Source organism: Azospira sp. MPR-LB4, from assembly GCF_058809525.1.
The window spans coordinates 3354147-3375103 of record NZ_CM179521.1 but is presented as its reverse complement, the minus strand read 5'-3'; the positions used below and the strand labels follow the sequence as shown (position 1 = coordinate 3375103).

At 62.2% G+C, this 20957-nt stretch carries 13 protein-coding genes; 12 read left to right on the top strand and 1 reads right to left on the bottom strand.

What is annotated here, in order from left to right; genetic code table 11:
• Positions 1-4: 4 nt before the first annotated feature.
• The 12 genes from AC3QLZ_RS15790 (at position 5) to AC3QLZ_RS15735 (ending at position 19454) form a co-directional block, all read left to right on the top strand.
• Entirely contained in the window at positions 5-8815 is an 8811-nt protein-coding gene (locus AC3QLZ_RS15790) for a TylF/MycF/NovP-related O-methyltransferase (RefSeq protein WP_014236871.1), read from the top strand.
• A 46-nt stretch (positions 8816-8861) separates the two neighbouring features.
• A complete protein-coding gene (locus tag AC3QLZ_RS15785) occupies positions 8862-10565 on the top strand; it encodes a tetratricopeptide repeat protein (protein ID WP_014236870.1) in 1704 nt (567 codons plus the stop codon).
• On the top strand, positions 10562-12232 hold the full coding sequence (locus tag AC3QLZ_RS15780; RefSeq protein WP_014236869.1) for a tetratricopeptide repeat protein: 1671 nt from the start codon (positions 10562-10564) through the stop codon (positions 12230-12232). The genes AC3QLZ_RS15785 and AC3QLZ_RS15780 overlap by 4 nt, the downstream gene beginning before the upstream one ends.
• 158 nt (positions 12233-12390) lie before the next feature.
• Positions 12391-13251, top strand: coding sequence for a flagellin N-terminal helical domain-containing protein (locus tag AC3QLZ_RS15775; protein ID WP_014236868.1), 861 nt, complete (start codon positions 12391-12393; stop codon positions 13249-13251).
• Positions 13252-13494: 243 nt separating this feature from the next.
• Positions 13495-14349, top strand: coding sequence for a flagellin N-terminal helical domain-containing protein (locus AC3QLZ_RS15770; RefSeq protein ID WP_014236867.1), 855 nt, complete (start codon positions 13495-13497; stop codon positions 14347-14349).
• Between the two features lie 89 nt (positions 14350-14438).
• Positions 14439-14840 (top strand): flagellar protein FlaG, encoded by a 402-nt coding sequence (locus AC3QLZ_RS15765; RefSeq protein WP_014236866.1) that lies wholly within the window; start codon positions 14439-14441, stop codon positions 14838-14840.
• 36 nt (positions 14841-14876) lie between these two features.
• The gene (gene fliD, locus AC3QLZ_RS15760) at positions 14877-16214 is read left to right on the top strand and encodes a flagellar filament capping protein FliD (RefSeq protein WP_014236865.1); all 1338 of its coding nucleotides are present in this window, start codon (positions 14877-14879) and stop codon (positions 16212-16214) included.
• A gap of 32 nt (positions 16215-16246) precedes the next feature.
• Complete coding sequence (fliS, locus tag AC3QLZ_RS15755; protein WP_014236864.1) at positions 16247-16690, top strand: flagellar export chaperone FliS; 444 nt, start codon at positions 16247-16249, stop codon at positions 16688-16690.
• Positions 16691-16694: 4 nt separating this feature from the next.
• The gene (locus AC3QLZ_RS15750; protein ID WP_014236863.1) at positions 16695-17030 is read left to right on the top strand and encodes a flagellar protein FliT; all 336 of its coding nucleotides are present in this window, start codon (positions 16695-16697) and stop codon (positions 17028-17030) included.
• A 68-nt stretch (positions 17031-17098) separates the two neighbouring features.
• Positions 17099-18277: a flagellar hook-length control protein FliK gene (fliK, locus tag AC3QLZ_RS15745; RefSeq protein ID WP_014236862.1), complete on the top strand. Its 1179-nt coding sequence runs from the start codon at positions 17099-17101 to the stop codon at positions 18275-18277.
• A complete protein-coding gene (locus AC3QLZ_RS15740) occupies positions 18255-18575 on the top strand; it encodes an EscU/YscU/HrcU family type III secretion system export apparatus switch protein (RefSeq protein WP_014236861.1) in 321 nt (106 codons plus the stop codon). The genes fliK and AC3QLZ_RS15740 overlap by 23 nt, the downstream gene beginning before the upstream one ends.
• A gap of 66 nt (positions 18576-18641) precedes the next feature.
• Positions 18642-19454 (top strand): flagellar brake protein, encoded by an 813-nt coding sequence (locus AC3QLZ_RS15735; protein ID WP_014236860.1) that lies wholly within the window; start codon positions 18642-18644, stop codon positions 19452-19454.
• A gap of 59 nt (positions 19455-19513) precedes the next feature.
• Here the strand turns inward: AC3QLZ_RS15735 and AC3QLZ_RS15730 are convergent, their stop codons facing one another.
• Entirely contained in the window at positions 19514-20923 is a 1410-nt protein-coding gene (locus tag AC3QLZ_RS15730; protein WP_014236859.1) for an HlyD family type I secretion periplasmic adaptor subunit, read from the bottom strand.
• Between the last annotated feature and the right edge of the window lie 34 nt (positions 20924-20957).

Here is a 20957-nt window from a genome sequence, read left to right as displayed (position 1 = left end):
CCCCATGCGCCTCTTCATCGCCAGCCTCAACGCCTCCGCAAATCCCCCCGTCGCCAAGGAACTGGCGGCTGCTCTCGAGACCAGGGCCCCGCAACAAGGCCTGCCCGTCCAGAAACTGGAACGCCAAGCTTCCGCCGTTCAGGCAGGCCAGGCCATGGGAGAAAGCTTTGACCAACAGGGCCAGGAGGCTTTCCGCTGGCTCTCCGTCACCCTCGGCACCCAATGCGATGCTGGCGACTACATCCTCGTTCTGGCACCCCAGCTTGCCGAGCTGGATGCCCTGATCCGCTGGTATGGCAGCCAATCCACCGCCTTGCGGCCCCATCTGGGAATCGTCCTGGCCCATGCCCCGGGCAAGGGCTTGCCGGGGGAGCAGGACCCGTTACTGTCCGAAAAGCTGTACCAGCAGTTTTCCCAGCAGCTGAGCAATCTAGCGGCGCACAAACTCACCTATTTCTGCACCGATGAAGACCTGGCAGACCAGTATCTGCCTTGGCTACGCGAACGCCTTCAGTACCTGCCGGAGACAGTGGAAAATCGCTGCCGCACTATTCTGAATACTGCCCGAAGTGCCGAACTGGCACGGGAGTCCATCACTTCCTCCTGGGGCACGGCGGCCCTGTTACGGCATCTGCTGGGGCCACGCCGGGGAGTCAGCCTGCTGGACGGAGTGGGCGGCGACCTGACCAGCGTCCTGCTCCAGACGCTGACCGGTGTCGAGTCCTACGTCACCACTGCCACTGCGGCCTTGCCCCTGGATCAACTGGCTACTCAGGTTGGAACCACCAGTCTGAACCGCCGCGGTTTTCATGCCGGCGAGAGCAATTGGCCCGAGGCGGTTGCCGGCAAGATGGACTTGGTAATCGGCAGCGCCCTCGCCGACGCCCAGGAACTCCAAGCCCTGTGGTCGGCCCTGAGCGACAGCGGCGTCCTGTTCCTGCAGGGAGACGTCACCCAGCGCCCCGAAGGCTTCGCCACCAACGGCTGGCAGGTGGACATTCGACTGCCGGGCAATCCAGGACAGCAAGTGGCCAGCCTGGTCGGCCGCCAGGCGGAAAGCTATGTGCAGATCCGCGCTGCGCTTCTCAATCTTCCCCAGCACCTCCATTGGCTGCCCTTGCCGGCAGCCCTGGAACCTGCCGCACTGACCCCCGCACGGCAAGAGCGCCTCTGGGCGGTGCAAGCCAAGATCCAGGCCGGCCAGTTGGCAGCAGCGGCCAAGGACATGGCCCAGGCCCTGGCCGATGACCCCGACGATTCCGAACTGGAACGCTGCCATGCCAGTACGTTGCAGGCGCTCGGCGATCAGGAGGGAGCCATTGCCCACTGGAGCCATCTGATCCAGAAGGAGCCGGAACGCCTGGACGTCACCGAAGCCCTGACCCGCGCCCTGGTCTCCCTGGGTGAGTACGGCATTGCCGGGGCCATCCTGGACAACTATCAACAGTATGCCGCCACGACGGAGCCGGCCCTGGAGACCATCCGCAAGGCGGTGGACAGAACCGGCGAGAACGCCCAGCAGCCCATGGCCGAACCCGCCAAGAAGCGCCTGGGCTTTCTGCAGATACACACCTTCTATCCGGCCTATCTGGAACAGTTCTACGCCAAGCGGCCGGCCCTGCCGAGCCAGGATTTCTCCACCATGATCAAGGCGCTGGAAGCCGATGCTTTCAGCGCCAACCACATGCTCACGCCCTATCTGGGCGCTCTCGGCTACGACTGCCAACTGATTGTCGCCAACGACCCCATTTCCCAGGGCCGCTGGGCCGCCCAGCACGGCCTGCCCAACGGCATCGGCATGATGGACGTGGTGCGCCGACAGGTTGAGACCTACCGGCCGGAAATCCTCTATCTGAGCGAACCCATCAGTTTTGACTCCCGCTTCCTCCAGAGCCTCAGCTACCAGCCTCGCCTGGTGCTTGGCTGGCGCGGCGCACTGGCGCCGCCGGAGACCCGCTGGCACGGTTTTGACACCATGCTTTCGGGCCTGAGCGGCATTCGCGAACTGGCCCTGAAGCTCGGGGCCGCCGATGCCACCCACTTTTTCCCGGGCCACCCCAACTGGCTCAATCCCCAGTTGAACGGGATCGAACTGCAGAGCGACGTCCTGTTCACCGGCCAATGGACCATCGGTCAGCACGAAAAACGTAACCAGCAACTGCTGGCCCTGGCCGAGGCGGCCGGCGACCCGACAGCCCCGTTCTCCCTGGCCCTGCATCTCAGCGGCCAGACCCAGGGAATCCCGGCAGTACTGACGCCCTACATCAAACCACCGGTATACGGCATGGAGATGTACCGTACCCTGGCCAGCGCCCGCATCGTCGTCGACAGCCGGGCCGACCACTGGATGTTCGACCCGGCCAGCGGCCGCCCCCTGGACGTGGGCCGGGGTGAAACGGTCAACATGCGCCTGTTCGAGGTCACCGGCGCCGGGCGTTTCCTCATCACCGAACGCTTCGACAACCTGAGCGACTATTTCGAGGCGGGCCTGGAAGTCGAGACCTTCTCCGACCGGGAAGAGCTGATCGACAAGGTGCGCTACTACCTGGCCCATCCCGAGCAACGGGAAGCCATCGCCCGGCGCGGCAAGGAACGTTGCCGCCGGGACTACGCCATGGAATGGCGGGCGGCGCACTTCGACCGCATCATTCGGCGCCACCTGGCCCAACCGGCGCAGTCCGCCCGTTCCACCGCCGCTGCGGCGCCTGCCGTACCGACCCCGGCCAGCCCCAACGGCAGCATCCCCGGCAACAGCGCCGAAGTACTGGCCCTGATGCAGCGAGCCGAAGGCGCCCTGGCCCAGGGCCAGGCCCAGGAGGCCCTCAATCTGGTGATCGACGCCAAGAAGGCCCGCATCCCCACCATCGGTCTTGATGTGCTTCGCGCCCGCTGCTTTGCTGCCCTCAACCAGCCCTGGCACGTCGCCGAATGTCTGCGGGAAGAATTGCGCTTCTTCCCGGACAACGCCGAAGCCCGCGCCCTGCTTGAACGGGTAGACGACCGCAAGGCCGGCCAGGGGCCGGCCGTGGACGAATTCAGTGAGCTGCTGCAGGTGATCCGTCCCTACACCATGCTCAGCGAAGCGCGCCTGCGCTCGCTTTACGACAGCGCCATGCGTATCTGCGCAGCGGATCTGCCGGGCAACTTCGTCGAATGCGGCGTCGCCGCCGGCGGCTCCTCGGCCCTGGTTGCCGCAGTCATCGCCCGCCACAGCAAGCGGCCGCGCAAGCTGTTCGCCTTCGACTCCTTCTCAGGCATGCCGACTCCGGGAGAAAACGACACCCACCGGGGCCAGCATGCCGAGGACACGGGCTGGGGCACCGGCACCTGCGCGGCTCCGGAAGACAGTGTCCGGGAAGCCTGCCGCAAGCTGGGCGCCGAACACATCCTGGTGACGATCAAAGGTTTCTTTGAAGACACCCTGCCGGTGGAGCGCCACAATCTGGGCGAAATCGCCTTGCTGCACCTGGATGGCGACTGGTATTCCTCGACCCGGGCCATCCTCGACAATCTCTACGACCAGGTCACGGACCAGGGCATTTTCCAGGTGGACGACTACGGCCACTGGGAAGGCTGCCGCCAAGCCATCGAAGAATTCCAGAGCGAACGTCAGGTGCGCTTCCCCATCGAGCCCATCGATGCCGTCGGCGTGCGCTTCAACAAACCCAAAGCTGCCGCCGCCCCCACCACCGCCTTGCCCCTGGCACCGATCCTCCACTTCAGCACCTGGGAACGGGGCGGCGCCGGCATGGCGGCTGCCCGCCTGCGCAATGCCCTGGTCAGCGACGGTGTCGAAGCCGGCATGGCCGTGCTGCAGAAATCCAGCCAGGGCACCGATGTCGCCCTGCTCTGCCCCAACGGGGCACAAGCCCGGACAGTGCTCTCCCCCGGCGGCTCGCCCTATCTGGCGGAAGCCACCCAGGCCTGGGGCAAGACCCTGGGGGCCTACCCGGCCCGGGCCCCGTTCATCGAAGTCTTCAGCAACGCCACCTCCCCGTTGGAACTGGCTCGCCTCGGCGGTTTCGACAGTGTCCGCATCGCCCACTTCCACTGGGTGGCGGGAATGGTCAATTTTCCCACCGCGCCCCGGACCTTTGCCGGCAAATCGGTGATTTGGACCCTGCACGACATGGCCGCCTTCACCGGCGGCTGCCACTATGCGGGCGAGTGCGAAGCCTACGCCCGCAATCCGGGTTGCGGCCAATGCCCCATGCTCGGCTCCCGCGATGAGTCTGACGCCTCCCGGCAAACCTGGCTGCAACGCCAGGCCGCCTATGCCGACCTGGATCTGACGGTAGTCGCCCCCAGCCACTGGCTCGCCGATTGCGCCCGCAAGAGTCCCCTGTTCGCCGGCAAGCGGGTCGAGGTCATTGCCAACGGCATCGACCTGGAACGTTTCCGCCCCCTGGACCGGGCCGCCCTGCGGCGCCAGTGGCATATCGAAGCCGATGCGGCCGTCGTCCTTTTCGGCGCCGACAGCATTCAGAACCGGCGCAAGGGCTTTGACCTGCTGCTGGCGGCCCTGGCGGCCCTGGCCACCCAGGCTCCGGAACGCCCCATCACCCTAGCCGCCTTTGGCAGCCTGGCCGCCGATTTCACGCCGCCGGCCGGTTTCCGCTTCGTGCACCTGGGGGATATCAGCGACGAATCCCGTCTGCCCGAGGTCTACGGCCTGGCCGACCTGCTGGTGCTGCCATCCCGCGAGGACAACCTGCCCAACACCGCGGTGGAGGCCCTGGCCTGCGGCATTCCGGTGGTCGGCTTCCGCGTCGGCGGCTTGCCCGATATCGTCGTCGATGGCGAGACCGGCTGGCTGGCCGCCCCTGGCGATGTCGATGCACTGGCTGCCCTGATCCTCAGGGTGCTGGCCGAACAGACGCCGGCAGCCTGGAGTGAGCGTTGCCGGGCCAAAGCCGAAAGCGATTTCGACAGCCACCGGCAAGCCGAGAAATACCGCCAGCTCTACCTGGAGCTGCTGACTGCCCAGGAAGGCCGCATGACCTTCGCTTCGCCGGCGGAGCAGCTCAACTGGGAAGCCGAGTGCCTGCTGGCCCTGGCCGAACCCGAAGGTGCCCTGGCGCGGCTGGAACAGGCGCTGCAGGCGGACGCCAAGAATCCCCGGACCCTGGATAATCTGGCCGTGCTCTGCCACAGCAGCAACCACCTGCAGGAAGCCCTCAACTGGTCGGTGCAGGCCTTTGAAGCGGCGCCCGGCAATCCGGCCATCGTCCTCAACCTGCTGCACATCCTGACCGCCCTGGACCAGACGGCATCGGCCCGGGAAGTCCTGCAGGTCTTCCTCGGCGCGACCAGCACAGCGCCCGACCAGGCCTTCTACAGCCGCCTGCCCGACGCCCTCCGGACGACGGATACGAACAGCACCTTCAAGCCCCGCATCACGGCCATTGTTTCCACCTACAAGTCGGCCGAATTCATCGGCGAGTGCCTGGACGACCTGCTGGCCCAGACCGTGGCCGACCAGATCGAAATTCTGGTCATCGACGCCGACTCGCCGCAGAACGAAGGCGAAATCGTCCGTCGCTACCAGGCCAAGCACGCCAACATCCGCTACATCCGCACACCGGAGCGCATCGGCGTTTATCCGGCATGGAACCTGGCCATCCGCGAAGCCCGCGGCGAATACCTGATTTCCTGCAGCACCAACGACCGCCTCAAGAACACCGCCTGCGAAGCCCTGATGCGGGAGCTGGATGCCAGCCCCGAAGTCATGGTGGTCTATGGCGACTCCCTGCTGAGCCCCCTGCCCCACCAGAATTTCGACACGGTGGTCATCGGCGGCAGTCAGTTCTGGCCGCCCTATTCGTTCCAGCAACTGCTGGAGCAATGCATGGTCGGCTGCCACCCCATGTGGCGGCGCAAGGTGCATGAGGAACTAGGACTTTTCGACGAAAGCTATGCGGCCATCGGCGACCAGGACATGTGGCTGCGCATCGGCGAGAAGTACCCTCTCAAGCACATCCCCACCATCACCAGTATTTTCTGGGCCACCTCCGAATCCCTTTCCGGCAACTTCGAACTGTCGGGTCCGGAAGTGGACCGGGTGCACCTGCATTACCAGCAACGGGCCGACTACCGTCGCTGGGTGGATCGCAAGACCATCCAGGAAATCGACGCCCAGCTCTTTGCCGAGCGCATGCTGACCCGCTGGAAGGAGCGCCCCGCCCTGCTGCTGCTGACTGTCGTGGCAGCCGGCGAACAGGCGCGCCTGGCGCAGACCGTGGCCTCCCTGCAGACCCAGCTGTACCAGGACTGGAAACTGGTCGTACTAGCGGATACGCCGGCACCGGACCCGATTTTCGAGCAGACGGACATCCTCGGCTGGCTGCAACTGGACAGCCTGGATGACCCGGAACTGCTGGCCCGGGCCCTGAACCAGGTCAGCGACACCCTGGCCAGCGACTGGCTCACCCTGATTCCGGTCGGCAGCACCTTCGAGCCCCACTGGGCCATCGCCGTGGCCGACTACGCCAATCTGGACCCCAAGTGGCAGGCCATCTACACCGACCATGACCATATCGGTCCGGCCGGTTTCCGCTGCGCCCCCTGGTTCAAACCCGACTTCAACCTGGACTATCTGCGCGCCATGGATTACGTGGGCCCGGCCCTGTGGTTCAAGCACGAAGCCCTGCAGGAAATCGGCGGTTTCCACCCCTACCCCGGCGCCTGGCAATACGAGGCCCTGTGGCGCCTGCACGACCGCTGCGGTGCCGACGCCATCGGCCACCTGCCGGAGCCCCTGCTGCACCTGCCGGAAAACCTGCCCGAACATCCCCTGGCCCAGGCGGCCCGCCAGGCCGCTGTGGAAGCCCACCTGGCCCGCCGCAACATCGCCGCCACGGTCAGCGCCGCAATGGTCCCCGGTACGCTGCGCATTGCCTACCAGCATGCCGAGCGGCCCCGGGTCTCGATCATCATCCCCAACCGGGACAGCGTCTGGTATCTGCAGCCCTGCATCGACGGCCTGCTGGAAAAGACCACCTACGACAACTACGAAATCATCGTGGTGGACAACCAGACCGACGAGCCGGACACCCTGGACTACTACCGCAAGCTGGAACGGGACCACGGGGACCGGGTGCGCATCATTGCCTACGACCATCCCTTCAACTTCTCCGCCCAGTGCAACCTGGGCGTGGCCGCGGCTACGGGCGAATATGTCGTTCTGCTCAACAACGACACGGAAATCGTGCAGCCGAACTGGCTGGAGCAGATGCTCAACCACGGCCAGCGGCCGGAAGTGGGCGCCGTCGGCGCCCGCCTGGTGTATCCGGAGAAGGGCACTATCCAGCATGCCGGGGTGATCCTGGGCCTGGACCGCCTGGCAGCTCACTGCTTCTCCAAGGTTTCCATGCACGAGCCGGGTTACATGAACCGCCTGCAGGTGGACCAGGATTACAGCGCCGTCACCGCTGCCTGCATGCTGGTGCGCAAATCCATCTACCAGGACCTGGGCGGCATGAATGAGACGGATACCCCGGTCCTCTTCAACGACGTGGATTTCTGCCTGCGCCTGCGGGAAGCCGGACATCTGGTGGTATGGACCCCCGGCGCCACCCTGGTGCACCACGAGAACAAGTCCCTCGTCCTGGAGTCGTCCAATCTGCGCAAGCGCGCCGATGCTTCGGTGCGGGACGAGAAGACGGCAGACTTCATGCATCAGCGCTGGCACAAATGGCTGGCCGATGATCCCGCCTACAACCGCCACCTGTCCCTGCTCGACGGCAGTTCCTATACGCCGGAACCGGTGCTGGTGGCCGACTGGGACCGCAAGTTCCACGACCGCCCCCGGGTCCTGGCCCAGCCGCCTGCCGGCGGCGTCGGCGAATACCGCTTCATCGCCCCCTTGCGCGCCCTGGGCGCGGCCGGCACGCTGCAGAGCACCATCGTCCAAACCAAGAAGTACCACGAACTGCGTTATCCGACCCTGACGGAACTGAACCGTCTGGATCCGGATGTGTACATGATCCAGGTGGATTTCTCACCGCTTGCCGTGGAATGGCAGACCTATTTCCGCAAGCACCGGCCGGACATGCGCATCGTGGTCATGATGGATGACCTGATCACCCACATGCCCAAGGACAACCCCAACTACCGCCACATTCCCCGGGACGGACGCAATCGTCTGCGCAAGCTGTTCCGCCAGAGCGACCGGGTCATCGTCAGCACCCAGCCCCTGTACGACTTTGCCCGGGAGCTGACCGACGAAGTGCGGCTGGTACCCAACTCCCTGCGGGACGACCTGTGGGCCCACCTTACCTCCCGACGCCGTACCGGCAAGAAGCCCCGCGTTGGCTGGGCGGGCGCCCAGCAGCACTCGGGCGACCTGGCCATCATTGCCGAAGCGGTGAAGCAAACCGCCGACGAGGTGGACTGGATTTTCTTCGGCATGTGCCCCGAAGAGATTCGCCCCTATGTGGCCGAATACCATCCCTTCGAGGTCGGTGTGGAAGCCTATCCGGCCAAGCTCGCCAGCCTCAACCTCGACCTGGCCGTGGCCCCCCTGGAACTGCATCCCTTCAACGAGGCCAAAAGCAATCTGCGCCTGCTGGAGTACGGCATTCTGGGCCTGCCCGTGATCTGCACGGACATCTTCCCCTACCGTACCGACAATGCGCCGGTGACGCGGGTGGCCAACGAGACCGATGCCTGGGTCCAGGCCATCCGGGAGCGGGCCCACGACCTGGATGCGGCAGCCAGGGAAGGCGACATCCTGGAAGCCTGGGTACGCCGGCACTACCTGTTGAGCAGCCGCCTCAACGAATGGCAAGCCGCCCTGACGGACCCCCGTCCCTGAAACGGCGGGGCCGTCCCGCGCGGACGGCCCCCTTCCCCTAGCGAACATGACCCAAGCCCTTCCCCAGACTCCAGAAGCCCTCTCCGCCTGTTTTGCCCAGGCCGTCCAGGCCCAGCAGCGGGGTGACCGCCACACCGCAGAACGCCACTACCGGCAAATTCTGGCGGTGGTGCCCCAGCATCTGGATACGGCCCACAATCTGGCCATCCTGCTCGGCGACCAGCAACGCCATGCCGACGCCCTGGCCCTGTGGCAGGGCGTTCTGGCGGCGCTACCAGGCAGCATTGACGCCCGCATCGAGGCGGCCATGACCCGCATCCGCATGGGCGATGGAGCCGGCGCCAAGGCCGACCTGGTCCAGGCGGCAGCGCTGCAACCGGCCGACGACGATACCTGGCGCCGCATCGCCAGCGGCTTTGTCCTGCTGCGGGAGTTTCCCGATGCAGTAGACGCCTACACGGCCGCCCTCAACTGCAATCCGCAAGAGCCGCGCAATTACACCGCCTTCGCCTCCCTCTGCTCCCACCTGGGTGAATACGGGGTGGCGCAGGAACTGGCGGAAAGCGCCACCCGCCTTGCTCCCGATCTGCTGTGGGCCTGGGTGGAACTGGGCAACGCCCAGATGAAACAAGGCCAGGCGGCCGCTGCCGCCGCCAGTTTCAGCCAGGCCATCCGCATCGCTCCCCAGGACCCGGTGGGCTACTGCAACCTGGCCATCACCCAGATGGAATCCATGGACCTGGCCGCCGCCCGCCTCACCCTGGACCAGGCCCTGGCCCTGGACCCGGAACACCCCCTGGCCCGCTGGAACCGGGCCCTGGTGCTGCTCACCCTGGGCCAGCTGCGGGAAGGCTGGCCCGATTACGAATACCGGCGCCAGTCCAATATCCAGGGCGTCATCTACCGTCCCACCACGCCCCAGTGGCGCGGCGAGCCCATCGCCGGGCAGCGCATCCTGCTGCTCTGCGAACAGGGCCTGGGCGATTCCCTCCAGTTCATCCGCTATGCCGCCCTGCTGAAGCAGCGTGACGCCTGGATTGCGGTGCGCATCCAGCGCCCCCTCAAACCCCTGTTTGCGGAACTGGACTGCATCGATGCCCTGATAGACGAGAGCGAAGCGGTGCCCGACACCGACTGGCACTGTCACCTGCTCTCCCTGCCCCTGGCCTTCAACACCGGGCTGGACGACATCCCCGCCAGGATGCCCTATCTGCGCACCCCCCAGGTCAGCGCCGAGCGTTGGCAGCAGCGCCTCGCCGAGCTGCCCCGGCCCCGGGTCGGCCTGGTCTGGGCCGGCGGCCGCCGCCAGCATATGGCCGATGCCGTGCTCCTCGATGCCCGGCGCAGTCTTCACCTGAGCCAACTGCTGCCCCTGACCCAGGTGCCCGGCATCAGTTTCGTCAGCCTGCAAAAGGATGAAGCCGCCGCCCAGATTGCTGAGGTGGCCGGGCAGTGGCCCATCCTTGATTACAGCGGCGAACTTTCCGATTTCGCCGAAACAGCGGCCCTGGTGGAACAGCTGGATCTGGTCATCAGCGTCGATACGGCAGTGGCCCACCTGGCTGGTGCCCTGAACAAGCCTGTCTGGCTGCTCAACCGCTGGGATACGGACTGGCGCTGGCTGCTGCAACGGGACGATTGCCCCTGGTATCCCAGCCTGCGCCAGTTCCGCCAGCCCGGCCCCGGCGACTGGGAGAGCGCCATCGCCCAGCTGACAGCGGCCCTGGCCGTCTGGGCGAGCGAGCGATGAGCCGGCTGGACGAACTGCTGCAACAGGGCCAGCAACGCTTCAGCCAGGGAGACATGGCCGGGGCGGAACAAGCCTTTGCTGCCGCCGCCCAATTGGCGCCCCAAGCCTGGCAGGTACATTTCAACCTCGGCATGTGCCGGGATCGGCTGGGCCGCCGGGAGGCAGCTTTCACCGCCTACGAAAAGGCCTACCAGCTGGCGCCGGACCATGTGCCCTGCATCACCAACCTGGCCGTCAATGCCTTCAATCTCGGCAAGACCGAGATGGCCCTGCAACTGACCCTGCGCCAGGTGGAGCTGGAACCGGGCAACGCCCTGGCCTATGACAATCTGGGTCAGATATTCCGTCAGTTGGGCCAGTACGAAGGGGCCGAACTGTCGCTGCGCAACGCCCTGCTCCTGGCACCGGACACGCCCAACCTGCACAACAACCTGGGCCTGATCCTGCTCGATCAGAACAAGCTGGCGGAGGCCGAGCAGGCCTTCCTCCAGGCCCTGCGCCTGGCACCGCAGCACGCAGATGCCATGACCAATCTGAGCACTGTGCTTCAGGCCCAGGGACGCACGGCAGAAGCGCTGGAGCACTGTCGGCGGGCGGCCGCCCTGGCACCCCGGTCTGCAGTGACCTGGACCAATCTGGGCAACGTCCTGAAATCCATGGGGCTGCATCAGGAAGCACTGGAAGCCCAGCGCCAGGCCATCGCCCTGGCGCCCGACTATGCCCTGGCCCACTGGAACTACGCCATGTCCCTGCTCGCCCTCGGCCAGCTGGAGGCCGGCTGGCAGGAATATGAATGGGGGGCGGCAGCCGGTACCCGTACCCGTTTTGCGGCAACCCTGCCCCGCTGGCAAGGGGAAGATCTGGCCGGCAAGCACCTGCTGCTCAGAGCCGAACAAGGCCTGGGCGATACGCTGCAGTTCGTTCGCTTTGCCCCGGAACTGCAGCGCCGGGGCGCCAAAGTCACGCTGGAGTGCCAGCCCTCCCTCATTCCCCTGCTCCAGGGCGTTGCCGGTATTGACCACCTGGTCGCTCAGACAGGGGAACTGCCGGCTGATGCGTGGGGCTGCCAGTGCTATCTGCCGCTGATGAGCCTGCCCCACCTGCTGCACATCGGTCTGGCCGACCTGCCGGGTCCCATTCCCTATCTGCCGCTTGAGGCAGGGCGTGTGCGCCACTGGCAAGACATGCTCGGCCCCCGAAGCCGTTTCCGGGTCGGCCTGGCCTGGGCAGGCAATCCCCGGCATCGCAATGACCACCAACGCTCGTGCCCCCTGGCCCAGTTCGTCGAATTACTGGCGGTGCCGGGGGTTGAATTCATCAGCCTGCAACTACCGGCCGCCGAGCTTCCCCAAGGTTTGCGGGACGTCACGGCAGGCATCCGGGATTTTGCCGACACGGCAGCCATTGTCAGCCAGTTGGATCTGGTGATTTCGGTAGACACGGCCATCATCCACCTTGCCGGGGCTTTGGGACGACCAGCCTGGCTGCTCCTGCCACGGGATGCAGACTGGCGCTGGCTCCAGGAGCGGCAAGACAGCCCCTGGTATCCCAGCCTCAAACTGTACCGGCAAAAAATGCCGGGGCAATGGTTGCCGGTTCTGCAAAGCGTTCGCCGGGATTTGGAAAGTCTCGCCGGGAACGCCCGCCCAAAAATGCAGGATATGTAAAGACCCGCAATCCACGGGCCTTTCCGGCCCGCAGAAAACTCCTTGCCGGCCCTCTTGAGAAACGTGGCACACCAGTTGCTTTAAGAGAGCCAGAACGGCATTGCCCAGCAGGGCATTAGCCGTATCAAACAATTTTGCCCTCTGGTAAGGAGCTAAATATGGCACTCATCGTCAACACCAATATTGCGTCGCTCAACGCGCAACGCAATTTGAGCAACTCCAACGCCGCCCTCGGCCTGTCCCTGCAACGCCTGTCTTCCGGCCTGCGGGTTAACAGCGCCAAAGACGATGCAGCCGGCCTTGCCGTGGCAGAAAGCATCACCAGCGGCGTCCGCGGCAACACCCAGGCCATCCGCAACGCCAACGACGGTATTTCCGTCGGCCAAACGGCCGAAGGCGCCCTGGGCCAGATCGCCAACAACCTGCAGCGGATTCGTGAAATCTCCGTGCAGGCAGCCAACGGTTCCATCAGCAACAGCAACCGCAGCCAGCTGCAAAAAGAAGTGGATCAGCTGACCCAGGAAATCAGCCGTATCGTTCAGACCACCGAGTTCAACGGCACCAAGCTGCTGTCCGGCGCTTCCACCATCACTTTCCAGATCGGCTACAGCGGCTCCACGGACAACCAGGTGGCCATCAGCACCACCAACCTGGCCCAGACCGCTGCCGGATCCGCTGGCATGAACAGCTATAGTGCCGGCCTGACGGCAACCGGCACCATCAACGTCACCACCTCCGCTGGCGCCTCCGCTGCCCTGTCCAAGCTGGACTTCGACATCGCCCAGGTCGCCAATCTGCGCTCCACCTATGGTGCCGTGCAGAACCGCTTCGAGGCCGTGATCGCCAATCTGCAGAACTACGTGGAAAACCTCAGCGCCTCCAAGAGCCGCATCATGGATACGGACTTTGCCGCAGAATCCGCCCAACTGACTCGCAATCAGATTCTGCAGCAGGCAGGCACCGCGATCCTGGCTCAAGCCAATACCGTTCCCCAAAGCGCACTGACCCTCTTGAAGTAATGCGCTGACCAGCTACTTACCAGTATATTTGCGGCACCTTTCCCCCCCTCATGGGCCTGCAACGGGCGCATGGGGCGAGACGGGAGGGGTGCCTCTTTCTTTTTAAGGCACGCAAAAAAAGTTTTCGAAAAAAAGACCTAAAGTTATCTTCCCCGGCTCCGATAATTGATTCAAAGGCGGCGGGCTTCGCCACCGAAGTTTTACCCGAAGTGGTAAATAATCAATGGAACCAAGGAGATAATCATGGCTTTGATCGTCAACACCAATATTTCGTCCCTGAACGCACAGCGGAACCTGGCGACTTCCAACCAGTCCCTGTCCGTTTCTCTCCAGCGCCTGTCCTCCGGTCTGCGTGTGAACAGCGCTAAGGACGATGCCGCTGGTTCCGCTATTGCCGAAGGTCTGACCAGCGCCATCCGCGGTGGCAACCAGTCCATCCGCAACGCCAACGACGGTATTTCCGTCGGTCAAACGGCTGAAGGCGCCCTGGGCCAGATCGCCAACAACCTGCAGCGGATTCGTGAAATCTCCGTGCAAGCCTCCAACGGCTCCATCAGCGACACCAACCGTAGCCAGCTGCAGAAGGAAGTGGACCAGCTGACCCAGGAAATCAGCCGTATCGTTCAGACCACCGAGTTCAACGGCACCAAGCTGCTGTCCGGCGCCTCCACCATCACCTTCCAGGTCGGCTTCAGCGGTTCTGCCGACAACCAAGTGAGCGTGGATACCTCCAACCTGGCACAGAACGGTGCAGCCGGCCTGAACGCTTACAGCGGCACCCTGACTGCAACCGGTACCGTCAATGTGACGACTTCCGGCGGCGCCTCTGCTGCAATCAACAAGCTCGACGCCGACATCGCTCAGATCGCCAACATCCGCGCAACTTTCGGTTCCGTGCAAAACCGCTTCGAAGCCGTGGTGTCCAACCTGCAAAACTATGTGGAAAACCTCAGCGCTTCCAAGAGCCGCCTGATCGACGCCGACTTCGCTGCAGAAACCGCCCAGCTGACCCGTAACCAGATTCTGCAACAAGCTGGTACGGCAATTCTGGCCCAGGCGAACACCGTGCCCCAGGGTGCGCTGACCCTCCTGCGCTAAGCCGCGTAAAGTAGCTAGCAGTATTTAGCCGGAGTGGCGGCGAGCTTGGCTCGAAGCCACTCCGGCTATGCCGTGTAGAGGAGCTGGAAATGACTATCCAACCTTTGAATAGCAGCGGACCCCCTGCCTACCCCTCCCAGGCAACCAACCGCGCAACTGGTGATGCCGTTGCTGTCAAACGCGACATTCCCACCGCCGACGTATCCTCTGTCAGCACCACGAAGAACATTGGCATCTCTGAGCAGGAAAAACAAAAGCCGGTCGAAGAAAAGGATGCCCTGCAGGAGGCAACCCATCGCGCCAATCAAACCGTAGCCGGTTTACGCAGCGACTTGCAGTTCTCGATCGACGACGCGACGGGTACGAGCGTGGTCAAGCTGATTGATGTAAAAACCAAGGAAGTGATTCGCCAGATTCCGGCACAGGAAATGCTTGTTATCGCAAAGCGACTTGATGAACTGCAAGGCCTGTTGATCAAGGAGCGTGTTTAAGTACATTTCAGTGTTGCGGCATAACGGAGAACGAACATGGGCATTTCAAGCGCAGGTATTGGTTCAGGACTCGACGTCAACAGCCTGGTAAGCCAGCTACTTCAGCTTGAGCGTCAGCCGCTCAACTCGCTTACTGCCAAGAAGCAGACGTTCAACGATCAGTTGAGCGCCTTTGGCAAGGTCAAGAGCGATTTGGATGCATTCAAGACCGCCGTCTCTGGGCTGAAGCTGGACATGGACTTTGCCGCAGCCAAGGCTACGTCTTCCAATACCTCTCTTCTGAATGCAACTGCTACCAATACGGCCACCCCGGGTAGCTACGACATAAAGATTTCCCAACTGGCACAGGCCGGTGTGCGGGCATCCGCCGCCCAGACTGACTCCAAAGCTGCAGTCGGCGCAGATGGAACGTTCACTTTGTCTGCTGGTGGCAAAAGCTTTGATATCGCCCTGACGGCCAGCGACTCGCTGGAGACCATCCGCGACAAGATCAACGCGGCGACTGTGACGGAAAGCGGCAAGACCGCCACCCAGTCCCTCGCCAAAGCCAGCGTCATCAATGCCGGCACCTCGGCAGCCCCCCAATATAAGCTGGTAATTGCATCCACGAAACAAGGCGTGGATAACGCCGTTTCCATTGATGCGGCACTGGAAACTGCCTTGGGTGGATTTACCCAGACCCAGGATGCAAAGAACGCAAAGCTGTCGCTCAATGGCCTGGAGGTTGAGCGCTCCACCAATACCATTACCGATGTAGTGGATGGGGTCACCCTTAATCTGGCCAGCGCCGATAGCACCAAAACGGTCAACCTGACGGTTGCACGGGATACCGAAGCCATCACCAAGAAAATCAATGACTTCATTTCCGCCTATAACAAGCTGGCCAGCACCGTAAACAGCCAACACCAGAAGGGTGGCACCCTTGAAGCCGACAACTCGGCCACCTCGGTCATTTATCAACTGCAGAACGTTTTCAATGACCCGGCAAAGATTGCCGGAAATGACCTGAACTACTTGGCCCAGGTTGGCATCAGTTTCAAAAAGGACGGCACTCTGTCCTTGGATAGCACGGCATTCACAAAAGCGCTGGAAACCAATTCTGGTAACGTCGTATCCCTCTTCACCGATACGGAACGCGGTTTTGCCCACCGGCTCTATGACACCGCTTCCAACATGCTCACCAACGATGGCCTGGTGGACTCTCGAATTAAGGGCCTCAACTCCCGGATCAAAATTCTTGATACCAACATGGAGCGGGAAAATGTCCGGCTTGAGAACATGGAAACCCGTCTGCGGCGTCAGTATGCAAACCTGGATTCTCTGATGGGCACCATGAAGAACACCAGCAGTTATCTCACCTCTCTGTTAGGTTAAGATGACCGTCCAGCGTTTCAGAAAGGCATTACATGTTTAACCAAGGGGTTCGGGCTTACGCCCAGGTAAAGGTCGAAACGGCTGTCAGTACGGCCAACCCCGTCCAGTTGGTCGTTCTTCTCTATGAAGGCGCCATCTCCGCCATTGCATCGGCCAAAGGCGAGATGGAGAGGCGGAACATTGCCCAGAAAGCACAATTCATCAACAAGGCCATCGACATTATCGAAGGCCTCCGCAATGCGCTAGAGTTCAGTCAAGGTGGAGACATCGCCGTCTCCCTTAACGACCTGTACCTCTACATGGTGCAACGTTTGAGCACTGCCAACCTCAAGAATGATCCGGCCATCCTGGATGAAGTAACCGCACTGCTGAGGGAACTGCTCGGCGCATGGGAAGTACTGGCAAAAGGCACTGCCGATGGCATTGATGACGACAGTACCGCCCCCAATGACGGTAACGTCCTGACCAAGGCCTAAAAGCATGGCGAACAGCGAAGAAATTCTCGCTCTGTACGATGCGATTCTCGCGACATCTAAGCAAATGCACGAGTACGCCAGGGCAGAGGAATGGGACGCGCTGGTAGACAAGGAACTGGAGAGACGGCAGTTGGTGGCCGCCTTGCGCAGTCAATTAGAAGCAGGCCCCTCCCCTCTAAGCCCTTCTGAGCAGGCGCAGTCAGAAACGACCATCAAGTCCATTCTTTCATTGGATGAAGAAACCAGGAGTTTGGCCGAGCGCTGGATGGGAGAACTGGATGAGAAACTGGGCAGCATCAAGACTTCCAGACGCCTCCAAAACACCTACCTGGCGCCATAGGTCAGATTCTCTGGGGCACACTGGTAGTGCCCCGCTCCAGCATTTAATTTGAGATCCTGGCCTCTGCCATGATTCCGTCCGACCTCGTCAATCTCCCTCGCGTCCGGCTGGATGCATCAATCCAACAGGTCGCGCCAAGCCAGGCCGTTTCCGACCTGTTGTCCGAGCTTGTTCCCGGACAACGGATTCTGGCCGATATTCAGGCCGCACTACCTAATGGAACCTATCGGGCAATGATTGCCCAGCGAGAGGTTACGCTGGCGCTTCCCTTCTCAGCGAAAAGTGGGGATTCGCTGGAAATGGAAGTGGTAGAAAACAATGGTCGGACGGCCCTCGCGGTCATCGCCAACCCCAGGCCGGAAACCACAGCAGAAAGTTCCGCCTCGACCTCTCTCAGCCGCGCCGGCCAGCTTATTGCCACACTGCTGACGGATGCCCCAGACAAACCCCAAGAGCGGGCCACCCCTCTCAATGGTAATCAACCACTCCTTGCCAACCCCAAACTCCCCGCTGAACAACTTGCGCCTTTACTCAAGCAAGCTATCAGCACTAGCGGCCTCTTTTACGAAGCACACCAAGCCCGTTGGACGAGCGGCCAATTTAATCTGGCCGAGTTACTCAAGGAACCGCAGGCTCAGGCAGGAGCCAGCCAATCGCCGCCAGCAGCGCCCTCCAGACAAGAGCCCCCCTCCGTACCTCAACCGCAGTCGCAGTCTCAGCAGCCTGCGACCAGCAATACCCCCACCATCCCCGTGGCACCACAGAAGGCGGATGAGCCCACCGGCACCCAACCCCTTCCCCCTCCCCAAACATTCACCGGCAATACAACGCAAACCACCAGCAACACGCCCCCCGGACTTGCAGCCGATCTAGTTCCCTTAATTCGACAGCAATTGGAGTCCCTAGCCAGCAACACTTATATCTGGCACGGCCAAATCTGGCCTGGACAGGAAATGTTATGGGAAATGGTGGAAGAAGATGGTCGAAATGGGGCACAGGATGAAGACGGCGAACCGGCTAGTACATGGAACACCCGTCTGCGCCTGAATCTCCCCCATCTGGGGGAAATTCAGGCTCGTATCGGACTGACAGGTCACCAGATTTCGCTGCATTTGACCGCGGCCAACCCGGAAACCCGGGAACAACTGCGCGGTCACGGTCTGGGGCTTGCCAGCCAGTTTGAGGCAGCCGGACTCACCTTAGGCGGCTTCATGGTGGAGAAGAATGAACCAGACGCCACCCCCTGAGGACCGCCGTAGCGCCGTCGCTCTGGCCTATCTGGAGACCGATGCTGCCCCCAGGGTGGTCGCCAAAGGCCGGGGAGCGGTGGCCCAGGCCATCATCAACCGGGCCAAGGAACATGGGGTCTATGTGCATGAATCGCCCGAGCTGGTGGCCTTGCTCATGCAGGTGGATCTGGACGAGCGCATCCCCCCTCAGCTCTACCGAGCCATCGCCGAACTGCTGGCCTGGCTCTATCGACTGGAACACGGCGACAACTCGCCGCCACCGTTATTCCAAGCCCCAAGGGAGCAAACTGAGTAATAATGCAATTCTCTAGTTTGCTGCTTTTGTTTACACTTCAGCCTTGCCGAGAAAACCGAATAAACCATGACTGACAAGGCAAGCGAGCCCTTAGAGCCGGAAGCCCATCCTGTGCCACACCACCTAGACGTCGAAGACGACGACAATTACAGTCGCTACCTGCTTTACTCCAAGGCAGAAATTCTTTTCGTACTCAAGGCGCTGGTGCAAAAAGGAGTGATGATTACCGTTTATTTTGACGGTGGTAACTCCTTCCTGCTCACCTCGTTGAACCACATCGGTGCCGACGGGAACTCCCTGATATTCGACTACGGCAGCGACGACGAAATGAATCGCCGCGCCCTGCAAGCCGACAAGCTGGTATTCACCACGACCCTGGACAAGGTCAAGATTCAGTTCAGCCTGAAAGGCCTTACGCAGACGACCTTCGAGGGGCGTACCGCCTTTGGCGGCAAGCTGCCCGAGACCCTGCTGCGCCTGCAGCGCCGCGAGTATTACCGCCTTACCACCCCCATAGCCAATCCCATCAAGGTGTCGGTGGACGTCATTCTGGCGGATGGCACCAAGACCACTATCGAAGCCAACATGCTGGACATCAGCGGTGGTGGTATCGGTCTCATGCTGCCATTGTCCATGGGTGAAACCTTTGCCATCGGTAATGTTTTCCGCGACTGCAAGTTCACCCTGCCCGAGGAAGGACAGCTGGTCACAGCCCTTTCCGTGCGCAACTCGTTCCCGGTCACCACCAAGACCGGCAGTCAGTACCTGCGCATCGGTTGCGAGTACGTTGATCTTCCGGGAACCCGGCTGACCATGATTCAGCGCTACATCACCCGGATCGAACGGGAGCGCAAAGCCCGGATCAGCGGACTGGAATAAGCAATCTACCATTAATAAAAAAGGCACCCGAGGGTGCCTTTTTTTTGCCTACGGAAGACTCACTCCTCCTTCATCGAGGCGGCGATACGCTTGGTCAGGGGATGCAGAAGGTAGGTAAGTACCGAACGCTCACCGGTCTTGATGACCACCTCTGCCGCCATGCCGGGCTGCAGATTGCGGTTGCCCAGCTTTTTCATGCCTTCGGGAGAAATGGAAATACGCACCAGGTAATAGGAAGTCGGCTGGCCGGAACTGGGCTGATTTTCTGTAATAAGGTCTGCCGAAATCGACTGGATGGTCCCTTCCACCAGCAACTGGGGAGAATGGGCAAAGGTGGTGAAACGGACATCAGTCGGCAGGCCCACCTTGATACGGTCAATCAGGTGGGGGGGTACCTTGGCCTCCAGCAACAGGGGTTCGTCAACCGGCACGATATCCATCAACCGCTGGGCGGCCTGGACGACACCGCCAACAGTCTGGGTCACCAGACCGACCACCTGCCCGGCAACCGGAGAACGAATCTCCGTGTGCTCCAGTTCCTCGGTCACCGCCCGCAACTTGTCCTCGTCGACCTGAACGTCGCGCTGCACGTCGGCCAGCAGGGTATCCACCTCCTTGCGGTATTCCTGCTGGCGCTGGATCAGGCGCATTTTCACTTCGGCGATGCCCTGACGCGACTTGATCAGGTTGCCATTCAGGTCCGCCAGGATGCTGCTGACCTCTGCGGCATTACGCTCCAGCTCCAGTTGCCTGGTCCTAGCCATGAAGCCCTGCTTCACCAAGTCGCTGATGCTCTTCAGCTCCTTTTCCAGCAAGCGCAGCTGGTTCCGGCGGCTCTCGATCATGCCCCCATAGCCCGTGACCTGGGCCTCCTGGCCACGGATGGCCTCCCGCATTGCCTGCTGTTCGGCCTCGTAGGCCAATCTGCGGGACTGCAGCAACTGCTCCTGGGTAGCCATCTGCTGCCGGACCAGGGGGTCGTCCGCATATTTCAGGATATCTTCGTGAAAACTGATCTTGGTCGCCCCTGACTGCTCCGCCAGCAGCCTGCCCTCCACCGAACGCAAACTCAGATAGTGCTGACGAACCGCCTCGTAGTTGGCCCGGGCATTGGCATCCTCGAGCTTCAGCAGCAACTCGTTAGCCTGCACGTATTGGCCTTCCTTGACGTAGACCTCCCTGATACGGCCACCAAGCAGGTGCTGGATCGTCTTACGCTTGGTATCAATCGACACCACCCCCTGGGTCGGCACCCCTTCATCCAGTGGCGCCAGGGTAGCCCAGAGAAGCAGACCGCCAAAGCCTATTGCCAGCCCCCAGATGCCGATCCTTAGCGGCCTTTCCGTATCGGTTGGCAATGCGTCGTCGGCCAGGGGAGGGGGCGGTAGAAGAGAAGTTACGGTTGTCTTCAGACGCAACAGCAGGGATCCAAGCGACATAAATACCTTCAGCCGTAGCAGGGTGTTCATTCTAATCGGGTGGCAATGATTGCCCACCAAAAAA

Coding starts and splice junctions, on each gene's coding strand:
- AC3QLZ_RS15790 (WP_014236871.1), top strand. CDS start 5: ATGCGCCTCTTCATCGCCAGCCTCAACGCCTCCGCAAATCCCCCCGTC.
- AC3QLZ_RS15785 (WP_014236870.1), top strand. CDS start 8,862: ATGACCCAAGCCCTTCCCCAGACTCCAGAAGCCCTCTCCGCCTGTTTT.
- AC3QLZ_RS15780 (WP_014236869.1), top strand. CDS start 10,562: ATGAGCCGGCTGGACGAACTGCTGCAACAGGGCCAGCAACGCTTCAGC.
- AC3QLZ_RS15775 (WP_014236868.1), top strand. CDS start 12,391: ATGGCACTCATCGTCAACACCAATATTGCGTCGCTCAACGCGCAACGC.
- AC3QLZ_RS15770 (WP_014236867.1), top strand. CDS start 13,495: ATGGCTTTGATCGTCAACACCAATATTTCGTCCCTGAACGCACAGCGG.
- AC3QLZ_RS15765 (WP_014236866.1), top strand. CDS start 14,439: ATGACTATCCAACCTTTGAATAGCAGCGGACCCCCTGCCTACCCCTCC.
- fliD (WP_014236865.1), top strand. CDS start 14,877: ATGGGCATTTCAAGCGCAGGTATTGGTTCAGGACTCGACGTCAACAGC.
- fliS (WP_014236864.1), top strand. CDS start 16,247: ATGTTTAACCAAGGGGTTCGGGCTTACGCCCAGGTAAAGGTCGAAACG.
- AC3QLZ_RS15750 (WP_014236863.1), top strand. CDS start 16,695: ATGGCGAACAGCGAAGAAATTCTCGCTCTGTACGATGCGATTCTCGCG.
- fliK (WP_014236862.1), top strand. CDS start 17,099: ATGATTCCGTCCGACCTCGTCAATCTCCCTCGCGTCCGGCTGGATGCA.
- AC3QLZ_RS15740 (WP_014236861.1), top strand. CDS start 18,255: ATGAACCAGACGCCACCCCCTGAGGACCGCCGTAGCGCCGTCGCTCTG.
- AC3QLZ_RS15735 (WP_014236860.1), top strand. CDS start 18,642: ATGACTGACAAGGCAAGCGAGCCCTTAGAGCCGGAAGCCCATCCTGTG.
- AC3QLZ_RS15730 (WP_014236859.1), bottom strand. CDS start 20,923: ATGAACACCCTGCTACGGCTGAAGGTATTTATGTCGCTTGGATCCCTG.